This is a genomic window from Metallococcus carri (assembly GCF_011440275.1).
Classification (GTDB): Bacteria; Actinomycetota; Actinomycetes; order Actinomycetales; family Dermatophilaceae; genus Metallococcus; species Metallococcus carri.
The window spans coordinates 1-20,224 of the sequence record NZ_JAAOIV010000016.1 but is presented as its reverse complement, the minus strand read 5'-3'; the positions used below and the strand labels follow the sequence as shown (position 1 = coordinate 20,224).

Sequence of the window (20,224 nt, the reverse complement as noted above, 5' to 3'; positions counted from 1 at the left end):
GAGGTCTCGGCGAGCTCAATCTCTCACCTGCCGAAGGAGTGACTCCCGATGTCCATCAAGCCCTACCAGCGTGTGCTGAGCAGCGTCGATGCCCGCCGGGTGTTGCTGCTCGGATTCCTGCTGCGCATCCCGATCTTCTCCGCGGGCGTGATCCTCACGCTGCACGTCGTCGGCGCGCTCGGCCGGTCGTATGCCGACGCCGGGCTGGTCGCTGCGGGTGCCACCGTCGCCATCGCGATCTCAGGGCCCTGGCGCGGCAAGCTGCTCGACCGGCTCGGTCTGCGCCGGGTGGTGCTGCCCTCGCTGATCGTGAGCGGCATCTGCTGGGCGATCGCGCCCTTCGTCGGCTACTGGGCGCTGCTGGTGCTCGCGACGATTGCGGGTCTGTTCGTCGTGCCGACCTTCTCGATCATCCGCCAGGGCGTCATCGCGGCCGTGCCGGACGACGACCGCCGCACCGCGCTGTCGCTTGACGGTGTCGTCGTGGAGTTGTCGTTCATGGTCGGCCCGATCCTCGCGGTCTGGCTGGCGACCTTCATCGACACCCGGTGGGTGCTCTTCGGCGTCGAGATGATCGGCGTCGTCGTCGGCGCGCTGCTGTGGTGGGTCAACCCGCCGCTGCGGTCGGCGGCCACCGACGCCGCGGACGCTGCAGCGGAGCGGCTGCCCCGCTCGGCGTGGTTCCGGCCGGCCTTCCTCGCGATCTGCGCCGCGGCTGCCGCCGCCACCATCGTGCTGGCCGGCAGCGACGTGGCGATCGTCGCCGCGATGCGCGAGTTCGACGCGGTCAGCCAGATGGGTCTGGTGCTCATCCCGTGGGGTGCCGGGTCGCTGATCGGCGGGCTCATCTACGGGCTGCTGCCGCGGCCGCTGCCGCCCTTCGCGCTGCTCTTCGGCCTTGCGGTCGTGACCGCACCGATGGCGCTCTCGGTCGGGCCGGCGTCGCTCGCGGTGCTGTCGCTGTTCGCCGGCCTGTTCTGCGCGCCGACGATCACCGCGACCGTCGACGCCGTCAGCCGGGTGGTCCCGGTGGCCGCCCGCGGCGAGGCGCTCGGCTGGCACGGGTCGTTCATGACCGCGGGCTCGGCGCTCGGTGCGCCGGTCGCCGGTGGCGCGATCGACACCTGGGGTTTCGGGGGCGGGTTCGCCGCTGTGGCCTTCGTCGGTGCCGTGATCGCGGTCGCCGGGTACGCCACCTTGGTATGGCGTCGCAGCCGCGTGCGCGCGCACGCCCTCGCCGCCTGACGGTTGCCGATGCGGACGCGGGGCCGGATGCCGGCGCCGCGTCCGCCGGTCTCGGCCCCGCGTCCGTCGGTCCCGGCCTCGCGTCCGTCGGTCCCGGCCTCGCGTCCGCATCAGTGCATCACGGGTCGTGCGTTGCTGCGGACGCTCGTCATGCGTCCGCCGTCGTGTCCGCACTTGCGCGTCAGGGGTGGTGCGTTGCTGCGGACGCTCGTCGTACGTCCGCTGTCGTGTCCGCACTTGCGCGTCGGGGGTGGTGCGTTGCTGCGGACGCTCGTTATGCGTCCGCTGTCGTGTCCGCACTTGCGCGTCGGGGGTGGTGCGTTGCTGCGGACGCTCGTTATGCGTCCGCTGTCGTGTCCGCACTTGCGCGTCAGGGGTGGTGCGTTGCTGCGGACGCTCGTCGTACGTCCGCTGTCGTGTCCGCACTTGCGCGTCGGGGGTGGTGCGTTGCTGCAGACGCTCGTCGCGAGGCGGGTCGGAGCGTTGGGGAGTTCGGGCAGAGGGAAGGCGCCCGGGGCGACGATCGAGCGATCGAGCTGCCGAGCGGGCGAGGCGGGTCGGAGCGGTGAGGAGCTCGGGGAGAGGGAAGGCGCCCGGGGCGACGATCGAGCGATCGAGCTGCCGAGCGGGCGAGGCGGGTCGGAGCGGTGAGGAGCTCGGGGAGGGGGAAGGCGCCCGGGGCGACGATCGAGCGATCGAGCTGCCGAGCGGGCGAGGCGGGTCGGAGCGGTGAGGAGCTCGGGCAGAGGGAATTCGCGGGAATGGCGGGCCGCCTGATACCGTTGAGTCACCGACTGGTCCGGCATACCGGATCAGTGTGCAAGCGAAGCTCACGCTTCCACCCGAGCGACCGGCAGGTCGACGGGTTCCGGTTCGCCCGGCTGTTCGCAGCCGGTCGTGGTGCATTGCACCACGATCCGACGGGCGTGCTCGCGTGGGCTTCTCGTGCAACGGCAACGAGGAGCCTCTTTTCGTTGCCGGGTAGCTGACCAATGCAACGAAGGAGCTTCACATCAGCGCTGAGCCTCGTATCAACGACCGCATCCGGGTCCCGGAAGTGCGGTTGGTGGGCCCCAACGGCGAGCAGGTGGGCATCGTCCGCGTCGAGGACGCCCTCCGACTGGCTGCCGAGGCGGATCTCGACCTGGTCGAGGTCGCCCCGATGGCCAAGCCTCCGGTGGCCAAGCTCATGGATTACGGCAAGTTCAAGTACGAAGCCGCCATGAAGGCGCGTGAGGCGCGCAAGAACCAGGTCAACACGGTCATCAAGGAGATCAAGCTCCGCCCGAAGATCGACCCGCACGACTACGCGACCAAGCTCGGTCACGTCGAGCGGTTCCTCAAGGCGGGCGACAAGGTCAAGGTGACGATCTGGCTGCGTGGCCGCGAGCAGTCGCGTCCGGAGCTGGGCTTCCGGCTGTTGTCCCGGGTCGCCGAGGACATCGGCGAGCTGGGCTTCGTCGAAAGCTCGCCCAAGCAGGACGGTCGCAACATGGTCATGGTCCTTGGACCGACCAAGAAGAAGGCCGAAGCGCGAGCCGAGGGCCGCCGCAAGCGCGAGCAGGCCAAGGCCGACGCCGAGGTCGAGGTCGATGAGACCTACGAGACCGACGAGACCACCGCGGAGTCCGCGGAGCAGTGAGCCGCTGCGGGTCGCGCGACCCGCGCTCACGCCATACCCCCTCGGTGCGTGCACCGAGACGAACCGACAAAGGAGATCGGCTGATGCCGAAGATGAAGACCCACAGCGGTGCCAAGAAGCGCTTCCGCGTGACCGGCTCCGGCAAGGTCATGCGCCAGCGTGCCCGCCACGTGCACAAGTTCCAGGAGCGCAGCACCCGCGCGACCCGGCGCCTCGTGCCGGACGTCGTCGTCGCCAAGTCCGACGAGAAGAAGATCAAGAAGCTTCTCGCCAAGTAAGCCTCACCCACCGCGCCCGGACACCGACGGGCGCACCCCATTCGTTCGAAGGAGATTCACGTGGCACGCGTGAAGCGGGCAGTCAACGCCCAGAAGAAGCGCCGTACCGTCCTCGAGCAGGCCAGCGGCTACCGCGGCCAGCGCTCGCGCCTGTACCGCAAGGCCAAGGAGCAGGTCACCCACAGCCTCGGCTACAGCTACCGCGACCGCCGCGCGCGCAAGGGTGACTTCCGCCGCCTGTGGATCCAGCGGATCAACGCCGGCGCCCGCGCCAACGGCATGACCTACAACCGGTTCATCCAGGGCCTCAAGGCCGCCGGTGTCGAGGTCGACCGTCGGATGCTCGCCGAGCTCGCCGTCAACGACGCCGCTGCGTTCACCGCGCTCGTCGAGATCGCCAAGGCCAATGTGCCGGCGACCGACGAGAAGGCCGACGCCTCCGTCGCCTGACCCACCACTCGCACCCGACGCCGGTGGAGCCCCTGCTCGCCAATCCCCGATCCGATCGGGTGAAGGCCGCCAGGGCGCTCCACCGGCGTTCGTCGCGTCAGCGGGCCGGGCGTTTTCTCGCCGAGGGACCGCAGGCGGTCCGGGAGGTCCTGGCCTTCGCGCCGAGCACCGTGCTGGAGGTGTTCGTCGACGAGGCGACCCGCGAGCGGCATACGGCCTTGGAGACGGCTGCGCGGGAGGCCGGTCTGCCGGTCCACGTCTGCGCCCCCGAGGTGATGGCGGCTCTCGCGGATACCCTTGCGCCACAAGGGATTTGTGCCGTATGCCGACCCGTCGACGTGCCGCTGTCCGCGGCCCTCGACGCTGGGGCTGGGTCGTTCGTCGTCGTGCTGAGCCAGGTGCGCGATCCCGGCAACGCGGGCACGGTGATCCGCGGCGCCGATGCTGCCGGGGCGGCGGCGGTGATCGTGAGCGACAGCTCGGTCGATGTCTACAACCCCAAGGTGGTGCGCTCGACGGCTGGCTCGCTATGGCATCTGCCGGTGAGTGTGGGCGCGCCGATCGAGGAGATCTTCGCCGGCTGCCGCGCGCGCGGGCTCGCGCTGCTGGCTGCGGACGGTGCTGGCACGCAGCTGCTGCCCGACACCGACCTGGCGCGGCCGCACGCCTGGGTGATGGGCAACGAGGCGTGGGGCCTGCCGGCCGAGGTGCGCGAGCAGTGCGACGAGGTGGTGCGGGTGCCGATCTACGGGCACGCCGAATCCCTCAACCTGGCGATGGCTGCGACGGTCTGCCTCTACGCCTCCGCCGCGAAACGTCACTAAAACCTCGCGAAGCGTCACTAGATCCTCGCGAGACGTCACTCCGGATCAGGCAGTGACGTTTCGCGAAGCATTGGTGACGTTTCGCGGAGCATTGGTGACGTTTCGCGGAGCATTGGTGACGTTTCGCGGAGCATTGGTGACGTTTCGCGGAGCACAAGTGACGCTTCGGGGAAACGCGGATGAGAGCGGCGGCGAGCGGTCGATAGACTCGCCGGGCCCACCCACGCACGCGTCATACGAGAAGAGCGATGTCCGGACCCAACACCAACTACGACCCGGTCGAGGTGTCCGCGCTCGACCCGGCGCAGGTCGACGCGAACGTGCAGGCGGCGCTCGATGCCATCGCCGCCGCGGGCGACCTGGACCAGCTCAAGCAGGTCCGCACCGCGCATGCCGGCGACAAGAGCCCGCTCGCCCTCGCCAACCGCGAGATCGGCGCGCTGCCGCCCACCGCCAAGGCCGAGGCCGGCAAGCGGGTGGGCCAGGCCCGCGGGCGGGTCGGGCAGGCGCTGAAAGAGCGACAGGCCGAGCTCGAGGCCGAGCGCGATGAGCGCATCCTGATCGACGAGGCCGTCGACGTCACGATGGTCCCGGGCCGGCGCCCGCTCGGCCGGCGCCACCCGATCGAGCAGATGGGCCGCCGGATCGCCGACATCATGGTCGGGATGGGCTGGGAGGTGGCCGAAGGGCCCGAGGTCGAGGCGGAGTGGTTCAGCTTCGACGCGCTCAACTTTGACGAGGACCACCCCGCGCGCCAGATGGCCGACACCTTCTATATCGACCCGCCCGAGCACGGGCTGGTGCTGCGTCCGCACACCTCCCCGGTGCAGGCCCGCGCCATGCTCGAGCGGGGCGCTCCGCTCTATGTCGCTTGTCTCGGAAGGGTTTTCCGCACTGACGAGCTCGACGCCACCCACATGCCGGCCTTCCATCAGGTCGAGGGCCTGGCCGTCGACGAGGGCCTCACCATGGCCCACCTGAAGGGCACGCTGGACCGGCTGGCGAGCGAGCTGTTCGGCGACGGGATCGTGACCCGGCTGCGACCGTCATACTTCCCGTTCACCGAACCGAGCGCGGAGATGGACCTGCGCTGTTTCGTATGCCGGGGCACCGATCCCGACTGCCGGGCGTGTTCCGGCACCGGCTGGATCGAGTGGGGCGGCTGCGGGATGGTCAACCACAACGTGCTGCGCGCCTGCAATATCGACCCGGAGCGTTACACCGGCTTCGCGTTCGGCATGGGCGTGGACCGGGCGCTGATGTTCCGCACCGGAGCGTCCGACATGCGCGAAATGATCGAGGGAGACGTGCGCTTCGACGCGCAGTTCGGGATGGAGATCTGATGCGGGTGCCCGTCGACTGGCTGCGCGAGTATGTCGAGGTGCCCACCGACGCTCGCGGCGCGGACATCGCCGAGAGCCTGGTCCGTGTCGGCCTGGAGGAAGAGGGCCTGCACGGTGGCGACGTCACCGGTCCGCTCGTGGTCGGCAAGGTGCTGACGATGGAGCCGGAGCAGCAGAAGAACGGCAAGACGATCAACTGGTGCACCGTCGACGTCGGCGACGCCAATGGCACCGGCGAGCCGCAGGGCATCGTCTGTGGCGCACACAATTTCGCGCCCGGCGACCTGGTCGTCGTGGTGCTGCCCGGTGGGGTGTTGCCGGGTGGATTCGAGATCTCCGCGCGCAAGACCTACGGGCATGTCTCGGCCGGAATGATCTGTGCCGCAGACGAACTCGGCTTCCCCGACGACGGTTCGGGCGGCATCATCCGGCTGGCGGAGCGGCTCGGGCGCGACGACCTGACCCCGGGCGAGGACGCCATCCCGCTGCTCGGGCTCGACCGGGAGACCGTCGAGATCAATGTGACGCCGGACCGCGGCTACTGCTTCAGCATTCGCGGTGTGGCACGGGAGTACTCCGCCTCGACCGGCGCGACCTTCACCGACCCGGCAATCGCGTTGGGGGACAAGGCTCCTCGCGCCAACGATGCCGGCTTCGAGGTGCGCATCGAGGATGCCGCTCCACTGCGCGGCCAGGTCGGCTGCAGCCGCTATGTCGCCCGGATCGTGCGGGGCATCGACCCGACCGCGCCGACCCCGGCCTGGTTGGCCGTGCGGCTGACCGAGGCCGGGATGCGCTCGATCTCGCTCCCGGTCGATGTCACCAACTACGTCATGCTCGCGCTGGGACAGCCGTTGCACGCCTTCGATCTGGCGACGCTCGACGGGCCGATCGTGGTGCGCCGTGCGACCGAGGGGGAGAAGCTCACCACGCTCGATGACGTCGAGCGCACACTCTTCGCCGAGGACCTGCTGATCACCGACCAGCAACGCATCCTGGCGATCGCCGGTGTCATGGGTGGCGAGAACTCTGAGGTCTCTGACGCCACTCGCGATGTGCTCATCGAGTCGGCGCACTTCGATCCGGTGTCGGTCGCTCGGACGGCGCGCCGTCACAAGCTGCCGTCGGAAGCGTCCAGGCGTTTCGAGCGCGGGGTGGACCCGCTGCTCGCCCCCGCCGCGGCGCAGCTCGCCGTGGACCTGCTCGTGGAGTATGGCGGTGGCACCGTCGACGAGGGCGTCACCGATGTGGGCACGGCATACGAGCCGGTCTCGATCGCGTTGAACCCCAAGGACATTGGCCGCATCGTCGGAGTGGAGTATGCCGACGACCGGGTGCGCGAGATCCTCACCCAGATCGGCTGTGAGGTGTCGCCGGAGTTCACGGTGACGCCGCCGTCGTGGCGGCCCGACCTGACGACCTGGCCGGACCTGGCCGAGGAGGTCGCCCGGATCGACGGCTACGACAAGATCCCTTCGATCGTGCCCACGCCGCCCGGCGGCCGGGGTCTCACGACGTCGCAGGCAGCACGTCGCCTGGTCGGCGAATCCCTTGCGGCGCAAGGACTTTTCGAGACCTGGGCCGATCCGTTCATCGGTGACGATGCCTTCGAGGCGCTCGGGTTTGCGTCCGACGATCCGCGACGGCAGACGGTGCGGATCGCCAACCCGCTGTCGGACGAGAAGCCGTGGTTCCGCACCACGGTGCTGCCGGGATTGCTGGAAGCCTTGCGGCGCAACGTTGCTCGCGGCAGCAAGGATGTTGCGATCTTCGAGCAGGGTCTGGTGGTCGGCGGGCCTGCGGGCACGGCGAAGACCTATCCAGTGGGCACCTATCCCGGTCCGGAGGCGGTGGCCGCGATCGAGCAGGCCGTGCCCGCTCAGCCCCGGATGCTCGGCTGGGCGCTGACCGGTCACGCCGATCGCGCCGGCTGGTGGGGTGGGGGCCGGGCGGCAGACTGGTCGGACGCCATCGCGGTCGCGCGGGCTGCGGCTGAGGCGCTGGCCGTGGAACTCGTTGTCACGGCGGGAGATCGGGCGCCCTTCCACCCGGGCCGGTGCGCCCAGCTCGCGTTGCCGGACGGCACCGTCATCGGCCACGCCGGCGAACTCCACCCCAAGGTGATTGGTCGTCTCGGGCTGCCGGCGCGGACCGTTGCGGGCGAGCTCGACCTGGACGCCTTGATTGCCGCAGCCGGCAGTCCGCAGGCTCGCATCCTGTCGAATTTCCCTGTCGTGCAAAGCGATATCGCCCTGATCGTGCCCTCGCAGACTCCTTCGGCCGACGTCGAGCGGGTGCTGCGGTCGGCCGCCGGTGACAATCTCGAGGCGATCCAGCTCTTCGACGTCTACGACGGCGACCAGGTGGGTGAGGGGCGCAAGTCACTGGCCTACCGGATGACCTTCCGCGCCGATCGCACGCTGAAGACCGAGGAGGTCAACGGCTTCCGCGACGCGGCGGTCGCTGCCGCGGAGCAGGAGTTCGGCGCCACCCTGCGTGCATAAACATGCGCGCGCGTGTATGATCATCCAATGATCTCTGTCGCGGTCGCGGGTGCCAGCGGGTATGCCGGGGGCGAGCTGTTGCGTCTCCTGCTCGGTCACCCGCAGGTGCGCATCGGGAGCTTGACCGCTGGTGGCAACGCCGGCACGCGGCTGGGCGAGCTCCACCCGCATCTCGGCCCGCTCGCGGACCGGGTGTTGGCGCAGACGAGCCCCGATACGCTCGCCGGGCACGACGTGGTCTTCCTCGCGCTGCCCCACGGCGCATCGGCCGCGCTCGCCGCGGACCTGCCGGACGACACGGTCGTCATCGACTGCGGCGCTGACTTCCGGCTCACCGACGCCGAGCAGTGGCAGGCGTTCTACGGTTCGGAGCATGCCGGCAGCTGGCCCTACGGCCTCCCCGAGCTCGACGCCCGAGCGCGGCGAGAACTCAACGGCGCCAAGCGAATTGCCGTGCCGGGGTGTTATCCGACCGCCGCGACACTCGCGCTGGCTCCGGCCTTCGCCGCCGGCATCGCCCAGCCCGAGGATGTCGTCATCGTCGCCGCGTCCGGCACCTCTGGCGCGGGGAAGGGTCTCAAGCCGCACCTGCTCGGTGCCGAGGTGATGGGCGCCATGAGTCCCTACGGCGTCGGCGGGGGACACCGGCATACGCCCGAGATCGAGCAAAACCTCACCCGGGTGGCCGAGGTGCCCGTCACGGTGTCCTTCACACCCACGCTGGCACCGATGCCCCGGGGCATCCTCGCCACCTGCACGGCCAAGGTGCACCCTGGGGTGAGCGCCAACGAGGTGCGGGCGGCATACGAAAAGGCTTATGGCACAGAGCGATTCGTGCAACTGCTGCCCGAGGGTCAATGGCCGACCACCGGTGCGGTGCTGGCGTCGAATTGCGTGCACGTGCAGGTGGCCCTCGATGAGCGCGTCGGCCGGGTGATCGCGGTCAGTGCGGAGGACAACCTGACCAAGGGCACCGCCGGCGGTGCGATCCAGTCGATGAACCTTGCCCTCGGCATACCCGAGGAGACCGGTCTGCCGACGACGGGAGTGGCGCCGTGAGTGTGACTGCGGCACAAGGGTTTCGGGCCGCTGGAGTGACTGCCGGCCTCAAGTCCAGCGGCACTCCCGATATGGCGCTCGTCGTCAACGACGGCCCGCAGCATGCCGCGGCCGCGGTCTTCACCTCCAATCGGGTCGAGGCCGCGCCGGTGACCTGGAGTCGTCAGGTGGTCGCCGACGGGCGGGTCGATGCGGTCGTGCTCAACTCCGGTGGCGCCAATGCCTGCACCGGCCCGCAGGGCTTCCTCGACACCCACCGCACCGCCGAGCAGGTCGCCGAGGCGCTCGATATCTCCGCCGGCGACGTCGTCGTCTGCTCGACCGGGCTGATCGGCGAGCTGCTGCCGATGGACCGCATCACGGCCGGCGTGACCGCCCTGGCCGCCGGCCTCGGCCCGAACGGCGACGCCGCCGCGCAGGCGATCATGACCACCGATACCCGCCCGAAACAGGCCGTGACCAGCAGGGATGGCTGGACGATCGGCGGCATGGCCAAGGGTGCCGGCATGCTCGCGCCGGCGCTGGCGACCATGCTCGTGGTGCTGACGACCGACGCCGACCTGCCTGCAGACGAGCTCGGATCGGCCTTGCGCAAGGCAACCGCGCTGACCTTCGACCGGATCGACTCCGATGGTTGCCAGTCGACCAACGACACCGTGCTGCTGATGGCCTCGGGAGCGTCCGGGGCGCGCCCGTCGCTCGAGGCGTTCACCGCGGCGCTCACCGAGGTCTGCGCCGACCTCGCCCGCCAGCTGATCGCCGACGCCGAGGGCGCCCACCATGACATCGCGATCCGGGTTGTCGGCGCCGCGTCCGAAGCCGACGCGCTCGAAGTCGGCCGCTCGATCGCCCGCAACAACCTGTTCAAATGCGCGATCTTCGGCAATGACCCCAACTGGGGTCGGGTGCTCGCCGCGGTCGGCACCACCACCGCCGACTTCGATCCGCGCGCCCTCGACGTCGCGATCAACGGGGTGCAGGTATGCCGGGCCGGCGGCGTCGGCGCGGACCGCGCGGGTGTCGATCTGCGCCCGCGCGAGGTGAGCGTCGAGGTCGATCTGCACGCCGGGCCGGCCGAAGCCACCATCTGGACCAACGACCTCACCCACGACTACGTCCACGAGAACTCGGCCTACTCAACATGATCTCACCCCACACAGACACCCCACGAAGGCCTCGCTCCTTCGTCACACGGTCCTTCGCGAGGACCCCGTCAGTCCTCGCTCCTTCGTCGCTCGGTACTTTGCGGGGACCCCGAGAAGGCTGGCCTTCGGCATGAGCAACCGTGATGTGACCGCGCTGGAGGCGGCGGCCGACAAGGCCGCCGTGCTGGTCGAGGCGCTGCCCTGGCTTGAGCAGTTCAAGGACGCCCTCGTCGTCGTCAAATACGGCGGCAACGCGATGACCGACGACACCTTGAAGGCCGCCTTCGCCCAGGACGTCGCCTTCCTGCGGTATGCCGGTCTGCGTCCGGTCGTCGTGCACGGCGGCGGTCCGCAGATCGGCGCGATGCTGGAGCGGCTCGGCGTGCACAGCGAGTTCCGCGGCGGCCTGCGCGTGACCTCGCCGGAGGCGATGGATGTGGTCCGGATGGTGCTCACCGGGCAGGTGTCGCGGGAACTCGTCGGCCTGCTCAACGCGCACGGGCCACTGGCAGTCGGGCTGTCCGGTGAGGACGCCGCGCTCTTCGGCGCCCGCCGCCGCGGCACGGTGGTCGATGGTGAGCAGATCGACCTCGGCCACGTCGGCGATGTGGTGACGGTGAACCCCGCTGCGGTGCGAGATCTGTTGGCAGCCGGGCGAATTCCCGTCGTCTCCTCGGTCGCGCCCGACCTCGATCACGACGGCGAAGTCCTCAATGTCAACGCCGACACCGCGGCCGCTGCACTGGCGACTGCACTCGGCGCGCACAAGCTGATCGTCCTCACCGACGTCGAGGGCGTCTACGCCAACTGGCCGGACCGCGACAGCCTGCTGAGTTCGCTGACCGTCTCCGAGGCTGAGGACCTGCTCACCCGCGTCGACGCCGGCATGGTGCCCAAGCTCGAAGCCTGCGTGCGCGCGATCCGCGGTGGCGTCGCCCAGGCACACGTGGTCGACGGACGACGGGCTCACTCGATGCTGCTCGAGATCTTCACCGACGCGGGCACGGGGACGATGATCCTGCCCGACCCGCAGGAGTCCGCATGACCACCGAGCTCGAGCGCTATGCCGCCAGCCTGCTGCCGGTCTTCGGCACACCGCAACTGGTCATCGACCACGGCGACGGTGCGTATGTCGTCGACACCGCGGGCCGCCGCTACCTCGATCTGGTGGGCGGTATCGCGGTGAATGCGTTGGGGCACAACCATCCTGCGCTGGTCGAAGCCATCACCAAGCAGGCCGGTCAACTGGTGCACGTCAGCAACTTCTTCACCACACCCGCCCAGATCGCCCTGGCCGAGCGGCTGCTGCGCATCAGCGGAGCGCCCGCCGGGTCGAAGGTCTTCTTCTGCAACTCCGGCACCGAGGCGATCGAGGCGGCGATCAAGCTCAGCCGTCGCACCGGACGGCGCGGCCTGGTCGCCGCTCAGGGCGCCTTCCACGGCCGCACCACCGGTGCGCTTGCGCTCACCGCCAAGGCGGCCTATCGCGAGCCCTTCGAGCCGCTCATCCCCGATGTCACCCATGTGCCGTATGCCGATGTGGCCGCCTTGCGCGCAGCCGTCGGTCCGGAGACGGCCGCGATCGTGCTGGAGCCGGTCCAGGGCGAGGCAGGTGTGGTCGAACCTGCTGACGACTACCTGCGGGCAGCCCGCGAAATCGCTTCTGCCGCAGGCGCATTGCTCATCATCGACGAGGTGCAAACCGGGATCGGCCGCACGGGCGACTGGTTCGGTTTCCAGCGCAGCGGCATCGTGCCGGACGCCATCACCGTCGCCAAGGGACTCGGCGGTGGTGTGCCCATCGGTGCGCTCATCACCTTCGGCGAACACACCTCGGGGTTGCTGACCGCCGGCCAGCACGGCACCACCTTCGGTGGCAATCCGCTGGCCTGTGCCGCAGGCCTCGCCGTCCTCGACACCATCGAGGCGGACGGCCTGCTCGAGCATGTCGGCGCGGTCGGTGACGCCTTCGCGGCCAGGGTGACCGAGGCCGGCATACCGGGGGTGCGCGGGGTGCGCGGACGCGGACTGTTGCGGGCCATCGTCCTGGAGGAGGAGATCGCCGCTCAGGCCGTGGTGACGGCTCGGGGGCAGGGTTTCCTGGTCAATGCCGTCGCTCCCGACGCGCTGCGCCTCGCCCCGCCGCTGGTGATCACCGATGCCGAGCTCGCCACCTTCGCCGACGCCCTGCCACGGATCCTCGAGGAGGCCGCCTGATGACCACGCACTTCCTGCGCGACGATGACCTCACTCCGGCGCAGCAGCGCGAGGTGCTCAACCTCGCCCAGCACCTCAAGGCGAATCGTCATGCCCTGCAACCGCTTTCGGGTCCGCAGGGCGTCGCGATCATCTTCGACAAGCCGACGTTGCGCACCCAGTTGTCGTTCAGTGTGGGTGTTGCAGAACTCGGCGGCTTCCCCATGGTGGTCGACGGCAAGCTCGCCCAGATCGGCACCCGCGAGTCGATCGCCGATGTCGCCCGGGTGCTCGGCCGGCAGGTGTCGGCGATCGTCTGGCGCACCTACGAGCAGTCGCGCCTGGAGGAGATGGCGCAGTATGCCGGGGTCCCCGTCGTCAACGCGCTGACCGACGACTTCCACCCCTGTCAGATCCTCGCCGACCTGCTGACCATCGAGGAGCACAAGGGCCGGCTGGCCGGGCTGACGATGACCTACCTCGGCGACGCGGCCAACAATATGGCCAATTCTTATCTGATCGGGGGGGCGACGGCCGGTCTGCACGTGCGCATCGCCGGGCCGAGCACGCATCATCCGCGCGACGAGATCGTCCAGCAGGCGAGCCAGATCGCTTCTGTCACAGGCGGATCCGTGCGTGTCGGCGACGACCCTGAGGCCACCGTCGACGGCGCGGACGTCGTGATCACCGACACCTGGGTGTCGATGGGTCAGGAGGCCGAGAGCGGCAGCCGCAAGGGGCAGGGCTCTCCGTTCGCGCCGTTCGCGGTCGACACGGCGCTGCTCAAGCGCGCGGCCGACGATGCGATCGTGCTGCACTGCCTGCCGGCCTATCGCGGCTTCGAAATCAGCGACGAGGTGATCGAGGGGCCGCAGTCGGTCGTGTGGGACGAGGCGGAGAACCGGTTGCACGCGCAGAAGGCCTTGCTCTGTCACGTGCTGGGTGCCGCTCGATGATGACCCAGACCCGCACGGCCCGACACCGGATGATCGTCGAGGTGCTCAACGAGCGTCCTGTGCGCTCACAGAGCGAGCTCGCCGAACATATTGCGGCTCAAGGGTTTTCGGTGACCCAGGCGACGCTGTCGCGAGACCTGGTGGAGTTGGGCGCGATCAAGGTGCGCCGGGACGGTCAGCAGGTTTATGCCGTGCCCCAAGAGGGCGGTGACGGGAGCGTGCCCGCCGCGACCCAGGACGCCGCCGGCCGCCTACGGCGCCTGGCCACGGAGTTGCTCGTCGCGGCCCGCACCGCAGAGAACCTCGTGGTGCTGCGCACACCCCCTGGTGGCGCGAACCTGCTGGCGTCGGCGATCGACCACGCCAACCTGCCTGACATCGTGGGCACTATCGCGGGCGATGACACGGTGGCCGTCATCGCTGCGAGCCGCACCGCTGCACCCCAGGTCGCGCAAGCGCTGCTTGACCTGGTGGACACCCGAGAGGAATGAGGACGACCCGACGTGTCGGAACGAATCAGCTTGTGGGGCGGGCGTTTTGCCGGCGGTCCCGCGGACGCCCTGGCCGAGTTGTCCCGCTCGACCCATTTCGACTGGCGGCTCGCGCCCTATGACATCGCCGGCTCCAAGGCGCACGCCGCCGTGCTGCGGTCCGCAGGGCTGCTGGACGATGCGGCATACGGCGCGATGATCGATGCGCTGGACCGGCTGCTGGCGGACGTCCGCTCGGGTGAGTTCGCGCCTGCACCCGACGACGAGGATGTGCACACCGCGCTCGAGCGCGGCCTGATCGAGCGTGCCGGCGCCGACGTCGGCGGTCGGCTGCGCGCGGGTCGGTCGCGCAATGACCAGGTCGCCACGCTGTTCCGGATGTACCTGCGCGATCACGCCCGCCGGGTCGCCACGCTGCTGCTCGACGTGGTGCAAGCCCTGCACGACCAGGCGGCGCAGCACCTCGGCGTCGCGATGCCCGGCCGCACCCACCTGCAGCACGCCCAGCCGGTGCTGCTGTCGCACCACCTGCTCGCCCACGCCTGGGCGCTGCTGCGCGATGTCGATCGGTTCCGCGACTGGGACCGGCGAGCCGACGAATCGCCATACGGCTCAGGTGCTTTGGCCGGCTCGAGCCTCGGACTGGACCCTGAAGCGGTGGCCGCCGACCTCGGCTTCTCCCGGTCGGTCGAGAACTCCATCGACGGCACCGCCAGTCGTGACTTCGCCGCTGAGTTCGCGTTCGTCGCGGCGATGTCGGCAGTGGACATCTCCCGCATCGCCGAGGAGGTCGTGCTGTGGGCGACCAAGGAGTTCTCCTTCGTCACCCTCGACGACGCCTACTCGACCGGGTCGAGCATCATGCCGCAGAAGAAGAATCCCGATGTCGCCGAGCTCGCCCGCGGCAAGGCCGGCCGGCTGGTCGGCGACCTCGCCGGATTGCTCACCACGCTGAAGGCACTCCCGCTCGCCTACAACCGTGACCTGCAGGAGGACAAGGAGCCCGTCTTCGACGCGATCGACACCCTCGAGGTGTTGTTGCCGGCGTTCTCCGGCATGGTCGCGACCTTGACCTTCCACCCGCAGCGGCTCGAATCCCTTGCGCCCCAAGGGTTTGCGCTCGCCACCGACATCGCCGAATGGCTCGTGCGGGAGGGCACGCCGTTCCGCGTCGCGCACGAGGTGGCGGGGGAGTGTGTGCGCGTCTGCGAGGACCGTGGCATCGAGTTGTGGGATCTGACCGACGACGACCTCGCCGCGATCAACCCGGCGTTGACGCCCGGCGTCCGTGAGGTGCTGAGCGTCGAAGGATCGCTCGCCTCCCGCGATGCGCGGGGCGGCACGGCACCGAGCCGGGTCCGCGAGCAACTCGCGTCCCTGGAGGCGCGGATCGGCCCGGCCCGGGACTGGGCGAACGCGAGCGTGCTCAGCGCGGAGTGAGCTCCACGATCGGGATCGGCCGGGTCGTGCGCTTCTGATAGCCGGTGTAGCGGCCGGCGTTGACCTTGTTGCACAACTCCCAGCGGCGAGCGAAGTCCGGATCACCGGGCAGGGTCACCCGTGCCCGGACGGGCAGCCGGCGACGGCCCACCTGGATCTCGACCTCGGGATCGGCGCGCAGGTTGAGCAACCACGCCGGCGCCTTGGGCGCGCCGCCGTTGGAGGCGACGACGAGGTATGCCGCGCCGTCCCGCGCGTAGGTCAGCGCGTTGGTGCGCTCCTTGCCGGTTTTGCGGCCGGTGGTGCGCAGCAGCAGCGTGGGGTTGCCGAAGAGCAGTCGGTGCCCGAGGCGCCCATCGCTGCGTTCGTAGACCTGTTGATGAGCGTACAGGACCTTCAGACCGACCCTTTCGACCCGTGAGAGCGTCATGGTGCCCACGGTATGCGGTTCACTACGCCTGTAGCAACGGATTCCGCGCACGCAGCCGACGCAGCATCCGGCCATCGCTCAACCCGACCTCGTGAGCGGCGCTCTCCAGCGTGGCCCCCTGGCTGACGAGGAGTTCGGCGCGTTCGACCCGCAACTCCTGCTGATAGCGCAGCGGCGTGCGACCGGTGGCCTCTCGGAACGCGCGGGTGAGGGTGCGCGGACTGACGCCCGCGTGCTTGGCGATGACGTCGAGCGGAAGCGGTTCGGCGAAGCGGGCATCGATCAGGTCCTGCGCGCGGTGCACCATCTCCCGCAGGTGGTCGCGGTGTCGCAGCATCGCGCTGCGCTGTGGCCCATCGCCCGCCCGCCGGGTGAAGACCACCAGAGCGCGCGCGACACGGGCGGCCAGCGCCGGCCCATCGCGGCGCGCCACGACGTCGAGGGCGAGGTCGATGCCGCTCGCGATGCCGGCCGAGGTGATCACCCGTCCGTCGGTCACGAAGAGCACGTCCGGCTGCACGTGCGCAGCCGGGTAGTCCATCTGCAATCGGTCCTGCACGTCATGGTGGGTGGTGCAGCGCCGGCCGTCCAACAGGCCGGCGGCACCGAGCGCGAAGGCTCCGGCGCAGATGCTGCCGACGGTGCCACCGCGATCGTGGTGCGCAGTCAGCTGGGCGAGGGTGGCCGCACTGAACGGACGCAGATTCGCGCCCGGGCCGGTCGCGCGCCAGCCGGGGACCAGCACGAGGTCGTCGGACGTCAGGTGCGGCCACGTCGTCGATGCGACGACCGGCAGTCCCTGGGCGCTCTCGACCGACGTCTGCTCGGCCACATAGTGCAGGTCGTATGCCGCACCGGCAGCCGTCGCCGCATCGAAAACCTGCGCCGGCCCGGACAGGTCGAGCAGATGCACCCGGGGTGGCAGCAGGAAGGCGACGGTGCTCATGATCTGGTCAGTGTGCCACCGCCGGGGCAGAGGTGACTTCGGCAATGGTGGTGATCGTTGCGAAACGGCCAGCGAGCGCATACGCCGTGCGCTCGATGATCGCGTCGGCACTCAGGGTGCGCGGATCGGCGAGCAGCTCGGCATACGGCCGATCCGTCGGCACCGACCAGTGCGGAATCGGGAAGGTTGCGGTGGCATCGAGGACGAAGTCGACGGTGAAGCCGAGGTCGGCGCCGATGCGGGCGGTGGTTTCGCAGCACTGTTCGGTCTGGATGCCGCAGATGCGGAGCTTGGTAATGCCTCGCTGCGTCAGGACGCGCCCCAATTCCGTTGTGGTGAAAGCATTTCGGGACGTCTTGGTCAGGACGGGTTCACTCGGCCGAGGCTCGAGCCCGGGCATCAGACGCACGTGTCCGGACGCGGGGTCAAATGGTGTGCCGGACCCCGGTTCCGCATGCAGGATCCAGACCACCAGGTCGCCGGCGTCCCGTGCATGCCGCACGAGGTTGATCGTTGCGGAGACGATGTCAGGGTGAGAGACGGCTGCCCAGCGGGGTAGCTCGGTGAAGGACTGTTGGACGTCGATGACGATGAGCGCGGTATCGGTCATGGCTCGATCGTTTCGGCTGGGAGGTGGTGACGACAAGGATCCTGCCGGTCAGCATCCGGAACGATCCGGTCAGCCCGCGTCCTTGTGCGTCGAGATCTGCCAGACTCGCGGCGTGCCCGAGCCCGTGTCCGTCGCTATCGCGCGTCGCCTGCTCGGCGCGACCCTGCACGGGCGTGGAGTGAGCGTGCGGCTCACCGAAGTCGAGGCGTATGCCGGCCCGCGCGACCCGGGCTCGCATGCCTACCGCGGGCGCACCGCCCGCAACGCGGTGATGTTCGGACCGGCCGGCCACCTCTACTGCTATTTCACCTACGGCATGCACACCTGTTGCAACTACGTGTGTGGCCCCGAAGGTGAGGCGGCGGCGGTGCTGCTGCGTGCGGGCCAGGTGGTCGAGGGCCTCGATCTGGCGCGCGAACGCCGCGCCGGTGCACGCGACGTGGACCTGGCTCGAGGTCCGGCCAGACTCACCGTCGCCCTGGGAATCACCTTGTCCGACAACGGCATCGACCTCAATGCAGCGGGTGCACAGGTGCGGCTGACGCCGCGTGCGCGGTCGCTGCCATCGGATCGCATCCGCAGTGGACCGCGGGTGGGTGTGAGTGGCCCAGGCGGTGACGGCGCGGCATATCCCTGGCGGTTCTGGCTGGACGGCGAGCCCAGCGTTTCGGCATACCGAGTCAGCCGCCGACCGAGCTGAGGACACGAGCGCAGCGAGGCCCGGAGGCGAGGGCAGAGGCGGCGAGAAGGCGTAGGGGCGGGCACGAAGAACCGGTGCGCAGCCGAGGGCCATGATGCGGCAGGCTTGGGGCGACTTGGGAGCGGCAGCCGGCCGCTCCCGGCATACGGGAAGGAATCGATCGTGACCGACATCCTCGACGAGCTGCAGTGGCGTGGCTTGGTGGCGCAGACCACCGACGAGGCCGCGCTGCGCGAAGCACTCGCCGACGGGCCGATCACGATGTATGTGGGCTTCGACCCCTCCGCGGATTCCCTGCACATCGGCAACCTGGTCCAGCTGATCGTGGCGCGGCGACTGCAGCTCGCCGGACACCGGGTGATCTGCCTGGTGGGCGGGTCGACCGGGCTGATCGGCGACCCGCGGCCGGACTCCGAGCGGGTGCTGCGAGGCAAGGAACAGGTCGCCCAAGCGGTGGAGGGCATCAAGTCGCAGGTGGAGGCGATCGTCGACTTCGACGGTGACAACCCGGCGGTGATGGTCAACAACCTCGACTGGACCGAGGGCATCTCGGCGCTGGACTTCCTGCGCGACTACGGCAAGCACTTCCGGGTCAACGCGATGATCAAGAAGGACGCGGTGGCCCGGCGGCTGAACTCCGAGCAGGGGATCAGCTACACCGAGTTCAGCTACCAGATCCTGCAGGGCTTGGACTTCCTGCATCTGTTCCGCGACCGCGGGTGCACGCTGCAGCTGGGCGGCAGCGACCAGTGGGGCAACCTGCTCGCCGGCGTCGACCTGATCCGGTCGGCTGAGGGCGCGGCGGTGCACGCGATGACGACCCCGCTGATCACCGACGCCACGGGGCGCAAGTACGGCAAGTCCGAGGGCAACGCGCTCTGGCTGAACCCGGATCAGATGTCGCCCTACGCCTTCTACCAGTTCTGGATCAATATGGACGACGCCGAAGTCGTCGACAAGCTGCGGATCTTCACCGACTTCGACCGCGAACGGATCGACGACTTCGCGCGACAGGTGCGGGAGGAGCCCTTCCGGCGGGCAGCCCAGAAGGCGCTGGCCGAGTCGGTGACGACCCTCGTGCACGGCGCCGAGGCGACGGCTTCGGTGCAGGCCGCCTCCGAGGCCCTCTTCGGCAAAGGGGACGTCTCGGCGCTCGATGCGCGGACCCTCGCCGATGCGACCGCCGAACTGCCCGGCGCGTATGTCGAACCCGGCACCTCCGTGGTCGACGCGCTGGTGGCTGTCGGGATCGCCGACAGCCGCAACGCGGCTCGTCGGCTGATCGGGGACGGTGGCGTGTCGGTCAACAACGAGAAGGTGACCGACGCCGAGGCCGAGCTGGGCAGCGACGCCTTCCTGCACGACCAGGTCGCGGTGCTCAAACGCGGCCGCAAGTACCTCGCCGCCGCTCGTAAACCGCTGCAGCAGTAGGGGATTGGGCCTCATCGTGGCGGCGTGACGGGGGTCACGCCGCCACGATTTTGCACTCCGCGCACCGTGGCGTAATGTTCTCCGAGTCGCCCACCGGGAGGCACGGACAGCCAAGCGCTGGCCGGTCCCGCAGGCGCATCTCGGACCCTCCGGTCCACCCCCTTCGAATCCTCGAAGCGCAGGACTGCGCCCGATGTGACAAGGCGGAACGGATCGGATAAGTTCGAGAAGTTGCACCAAGACCGACAGCGGAGATCCTCCGGTAGAGGTTCGGGTAGCAAGCGTTTCTTGAGAACTCAACAGCGTGTCGAGTGATTGATGCCAGATTTTTTGTTTGGTTGAGATTGTTCATTGTGAGCATTTTTTGTTCTCGATTCAATTTCGGCTGGGATTAAGTTTTTTGTGGTTTTTTTTGGAGAGTTTGATCCTGGCTCAGGACGAACGCTGGCGGCGTGCTTAACACATGCAAGTCGAACGATGAAGGACCAGCTTGCTGGTTTGGATTAGTGGCGAACGGGTGAGTAACACGTGAGT

At 69.2% G+C, this 20,224-nt stretch carries 19 protein-coding genes and 1 rRNA gene; 17 read left to right on the top strand and 3 right to left on the bottom strand.

What is annotated here, in order from left to right; genetic code table 11:
• The first annotated feature begins 48 nt into the window (after positions 1–48).
• The 14 genes from G9U51_RS16665 to argH all read left to right on the top strand — a co-directional run bounded on the left by G9U51_RS16665 (position 49) and on the right by argH (position 15,573).
• The gene (locus G9U51_RS16665; protein ID WP_166198690.1) at positions 49–1,245 is read left to right on the top strand and encodes an MFS transporter; all 1,197 of its coding nucleotides are present in this window, start codon (positions 49–51) and stop codon (positions 1,243–1,245) included.
• Positions 1,246–2,302: 1,057 nt separating this feature from the next.
• Complete coding sequence (gene infC, locus G9U51_RS16660; RefSeq protein ID WP_407941451.1) at positions 2,303–2,887, top strand: translation initiation factor IF-3; 585 nt, start codon at positions 2,303–2,305, stop codon at positions 2,885–2,887.
• 83 nt (positions 2,888–2,970) lie between these two features.
• Positions 2,971–3,165 (top strand): 50S ribosomal protein L35, encoded by a 195-nt coding sequence (rpmI, locus tag G9U51_RS16655; RefSeq protein WP_166198686.1) that lies wholly within the window; start codon positions 2,971–2,973, stop codon positions 3,163–3,165.
• Between the two features lie 60 nt (positions 3,166–3,225).
• Positions 3,226–3,615, top strand: a complete 390-nt coding sequence (gene rplT, locus G9U51_RS16650; RefSeq protein WP_166198684.1) for a 50S ribosomal protein L20 — start codon at positions 3,226–3,228, stop codon at positions 3,613–3,615.
• A gap of 32 nt (positions 3,616–3,647) precedes the next feature.
• A complete protein-coding gene (locus G9U51_RS16645) occupies positions 3,648–4,439 on the top strand; it encodes a TrmH family RNA methyltransferase (RefSeq protein ID WP_166198723.1) in 792 nt (263 codons plus the stop codon).
• Between the two features lie 248 nt (positions 4,440–4,687).
• The gene (gene pheS, locus G9U51_RS16640; RefSeq protein WP_166198682.1) at positions 4,688–5,782 is read left to right on the top strand and encodes a phenylalanine--tRNA ligase subunit alpha; all 1,095 of its coding nucleotides are present in this window, start codon (positions 4,688–4,690) and stop codon (positions 5,780–5,782) included.
• Entirely contained in the window at positions 5,782–8,286 is a 2,505-nt protein-coding gene (gene pheT / locus G9U51_RS16635) for a phenylalanine--tRNA ligase subunit beta (RefSeq protein ID WP_166198680.1), read from the top strand. Before pheS ends, pheT begins: the two co-directional genes overlap by 1 nt.
• 27 nt (positions 8,287–8,313) lie before the next feature.
• Positions 8,314–9,345: an N-acetyl-gamma-glutamyl-phosphate reductase gene (argC, locus tag G9U51_RS16630; protein ID WP_166198678.1), complete on the top strand. Its 1,032-nt coding sequence runs from the start codon at positions 8,314–8,316 to the stop codon at positions 9,343–9,345.
• On the top strand, positions 9,342–10,490 hold the full coding sequence (gene argJ, locus G9U51_RS16625; RefSeq protein ID WP_166198675.1) for a bifunctional glutamate N-acetyltransferase/amino-acid acetyltransferase ArgJ: 1,149 nt from the start codon (positions 9,342–9,344) through the stop codon (positions 10,488–10,490). Before argC ends, argJ begins: the two co-directional genes overlap by 4 nt.
• A 130-nt stretch (positions 10,491–10,620) precedes the next feature.
• Positions 10,621–11,535, top strand: a complete 915-nt coding sequence (gene argB, locus G9U51_RS16620; RefSeq protein ID WP_166198673.1) for an acetylglutamate kinase — start codon at positions 10,621–10,623, stop codon at positions 11,533–11,535.
• Positions 11,532–12,707, top strand: a complete 1,176-nt coding sequence (locus G9U51_RS16615) for an acetylornithine transaminase (protein WP_166198671.1) — start codon at positions 11,532–11,534, stop codon at positions 12,705–12,707. Before argB ends, G9U51_RS16615 begins: the two co-directional genes overlap by 4 nt.
• Positions 12,707–13,642: an ornithine carbamoyltransferase gene (gene argF, locus G9U51_RS16610; protein WP_166198669.1), complete on the top strand. Its 936-nt coding sequence runs from the start codon at positions 12,707–12,709 to the stop codon at positions 13,640–13,642. The genes G9U51_RS16615 and argF overlap by 1 nt, the downstream gene beginning before the upstream one ends.
• On the top strand, positions 13,639–14,133 hold the full coding sequence (argR, locus tag G9U51_RS16605) for an arginine repressor (protein ID WP_166198667.1): 495 nt from the start codon (positions 13,639–13,641) through the stop codon (positions 14,131–14,133). The genes argF and argR overlap by 4 nt, the downstream gene beginning before the upstream one ends.
• A gap of 12 nt (positions 14,134–14,145) precedes the next feature.
• The gene (gene argH, locus G9U51_RS16600) at positions 14,146–15,573 is read left to right on the top strand and encodes an argininosuccinate lyase (RefSeq protein ID WP_166198665.1); all 1,428 of its coding nucleotides are present in this window, start codon (positions 14,146–14,148) and stop codon (positions 15,571–15,573) included.
• On the opposite strand, the gene G9U51_RS16595 is transcribed toward argH, so the two are convergent.
• From G9U51_RS16595 to G9U51_RS16585, 3 genes are read right to left on the bottom strand one after another with little or no spacing between them, the layout of a single operon-like run.
• The gene (locus G9U51_RS16595; RefSeq protein WP_166198663.1) at positions 15,560–16,003 is read right to left on the bottom strand and encodes a nitroreductase family deazaflavin-dependent oxidoreductase; all 444 of its coding nucleotides are present in this window, start codon (positions 16,001–16,003) and stop codon (positions 15,560–15,562) included. The two genes, argH and G9U51_RS16595, sit on opposite strands and share 14 nt — an antisense overlap.
• 22 nt (positions 16,004–16,025) lie before the next feature.
• Complete coding sequence (locus G9U51_RS16590; protein WP_166198661.1) at positions 16,026–16,949, bottom strand: GlxA family transcriptional regulator; 924 nt, start codon at positions 16,947–16,949, stop codon at positions 16,026–16,028.
• 7 nt (positions 16,950–16,956) lie between these two features.
• Positions 16,957–17,559: a cysteine hydrolase family protein gene (locus tag G9U51_RS16585; RefSeq protein ID WP_166198659.1), complete on the bottom strand. Its 603-nt coding sequence runs from the start codon at positions 17,557–17,559 to the stop codon at positions 16,957–16,959.
• A 112-nt stretch (positions 17,560–17,671) separates the two neighbouring features.
• On the opposite strand from G9U51_RS16585, the gene G9U51_RS16580 reads away from it, so the two are divergent.
• From G9U51_RS16580 to G9U51_RS16570, 3 genes are all read left to right on the top strand, one after another.
• Positions 17,672–18,259 (top strand): DNA-3-methyladenine glycosylase, encoded by a 588-nt coding sequence (locus G9U51_RS16580; protein ID WP_328823524.1) that lies wholly within the window; start codon positions 17,672–17,674, stop codon positions 18,257–18,259.
• A 162-nt stretch (positions 18,260–18,421) separates the two neighbouring features.
• Entirely contained in the window at positions 18,422–19,690 is a 1,269-nt protein-coding gene (gene tyrS / locus G9U51_RS16575; RefSeq protein WP_166198655.1) for a tyrosine--tRNA ligase, read from the top strand.
• Positions 19,691–20,099: 409 nt separating this feature from the next.
• Positions 20,100–20,224: ribosomal RNA gene (locus tag G9U51_RS16570) — 16S ribosomal RNA — on the top strand; the annotation flags it as partial.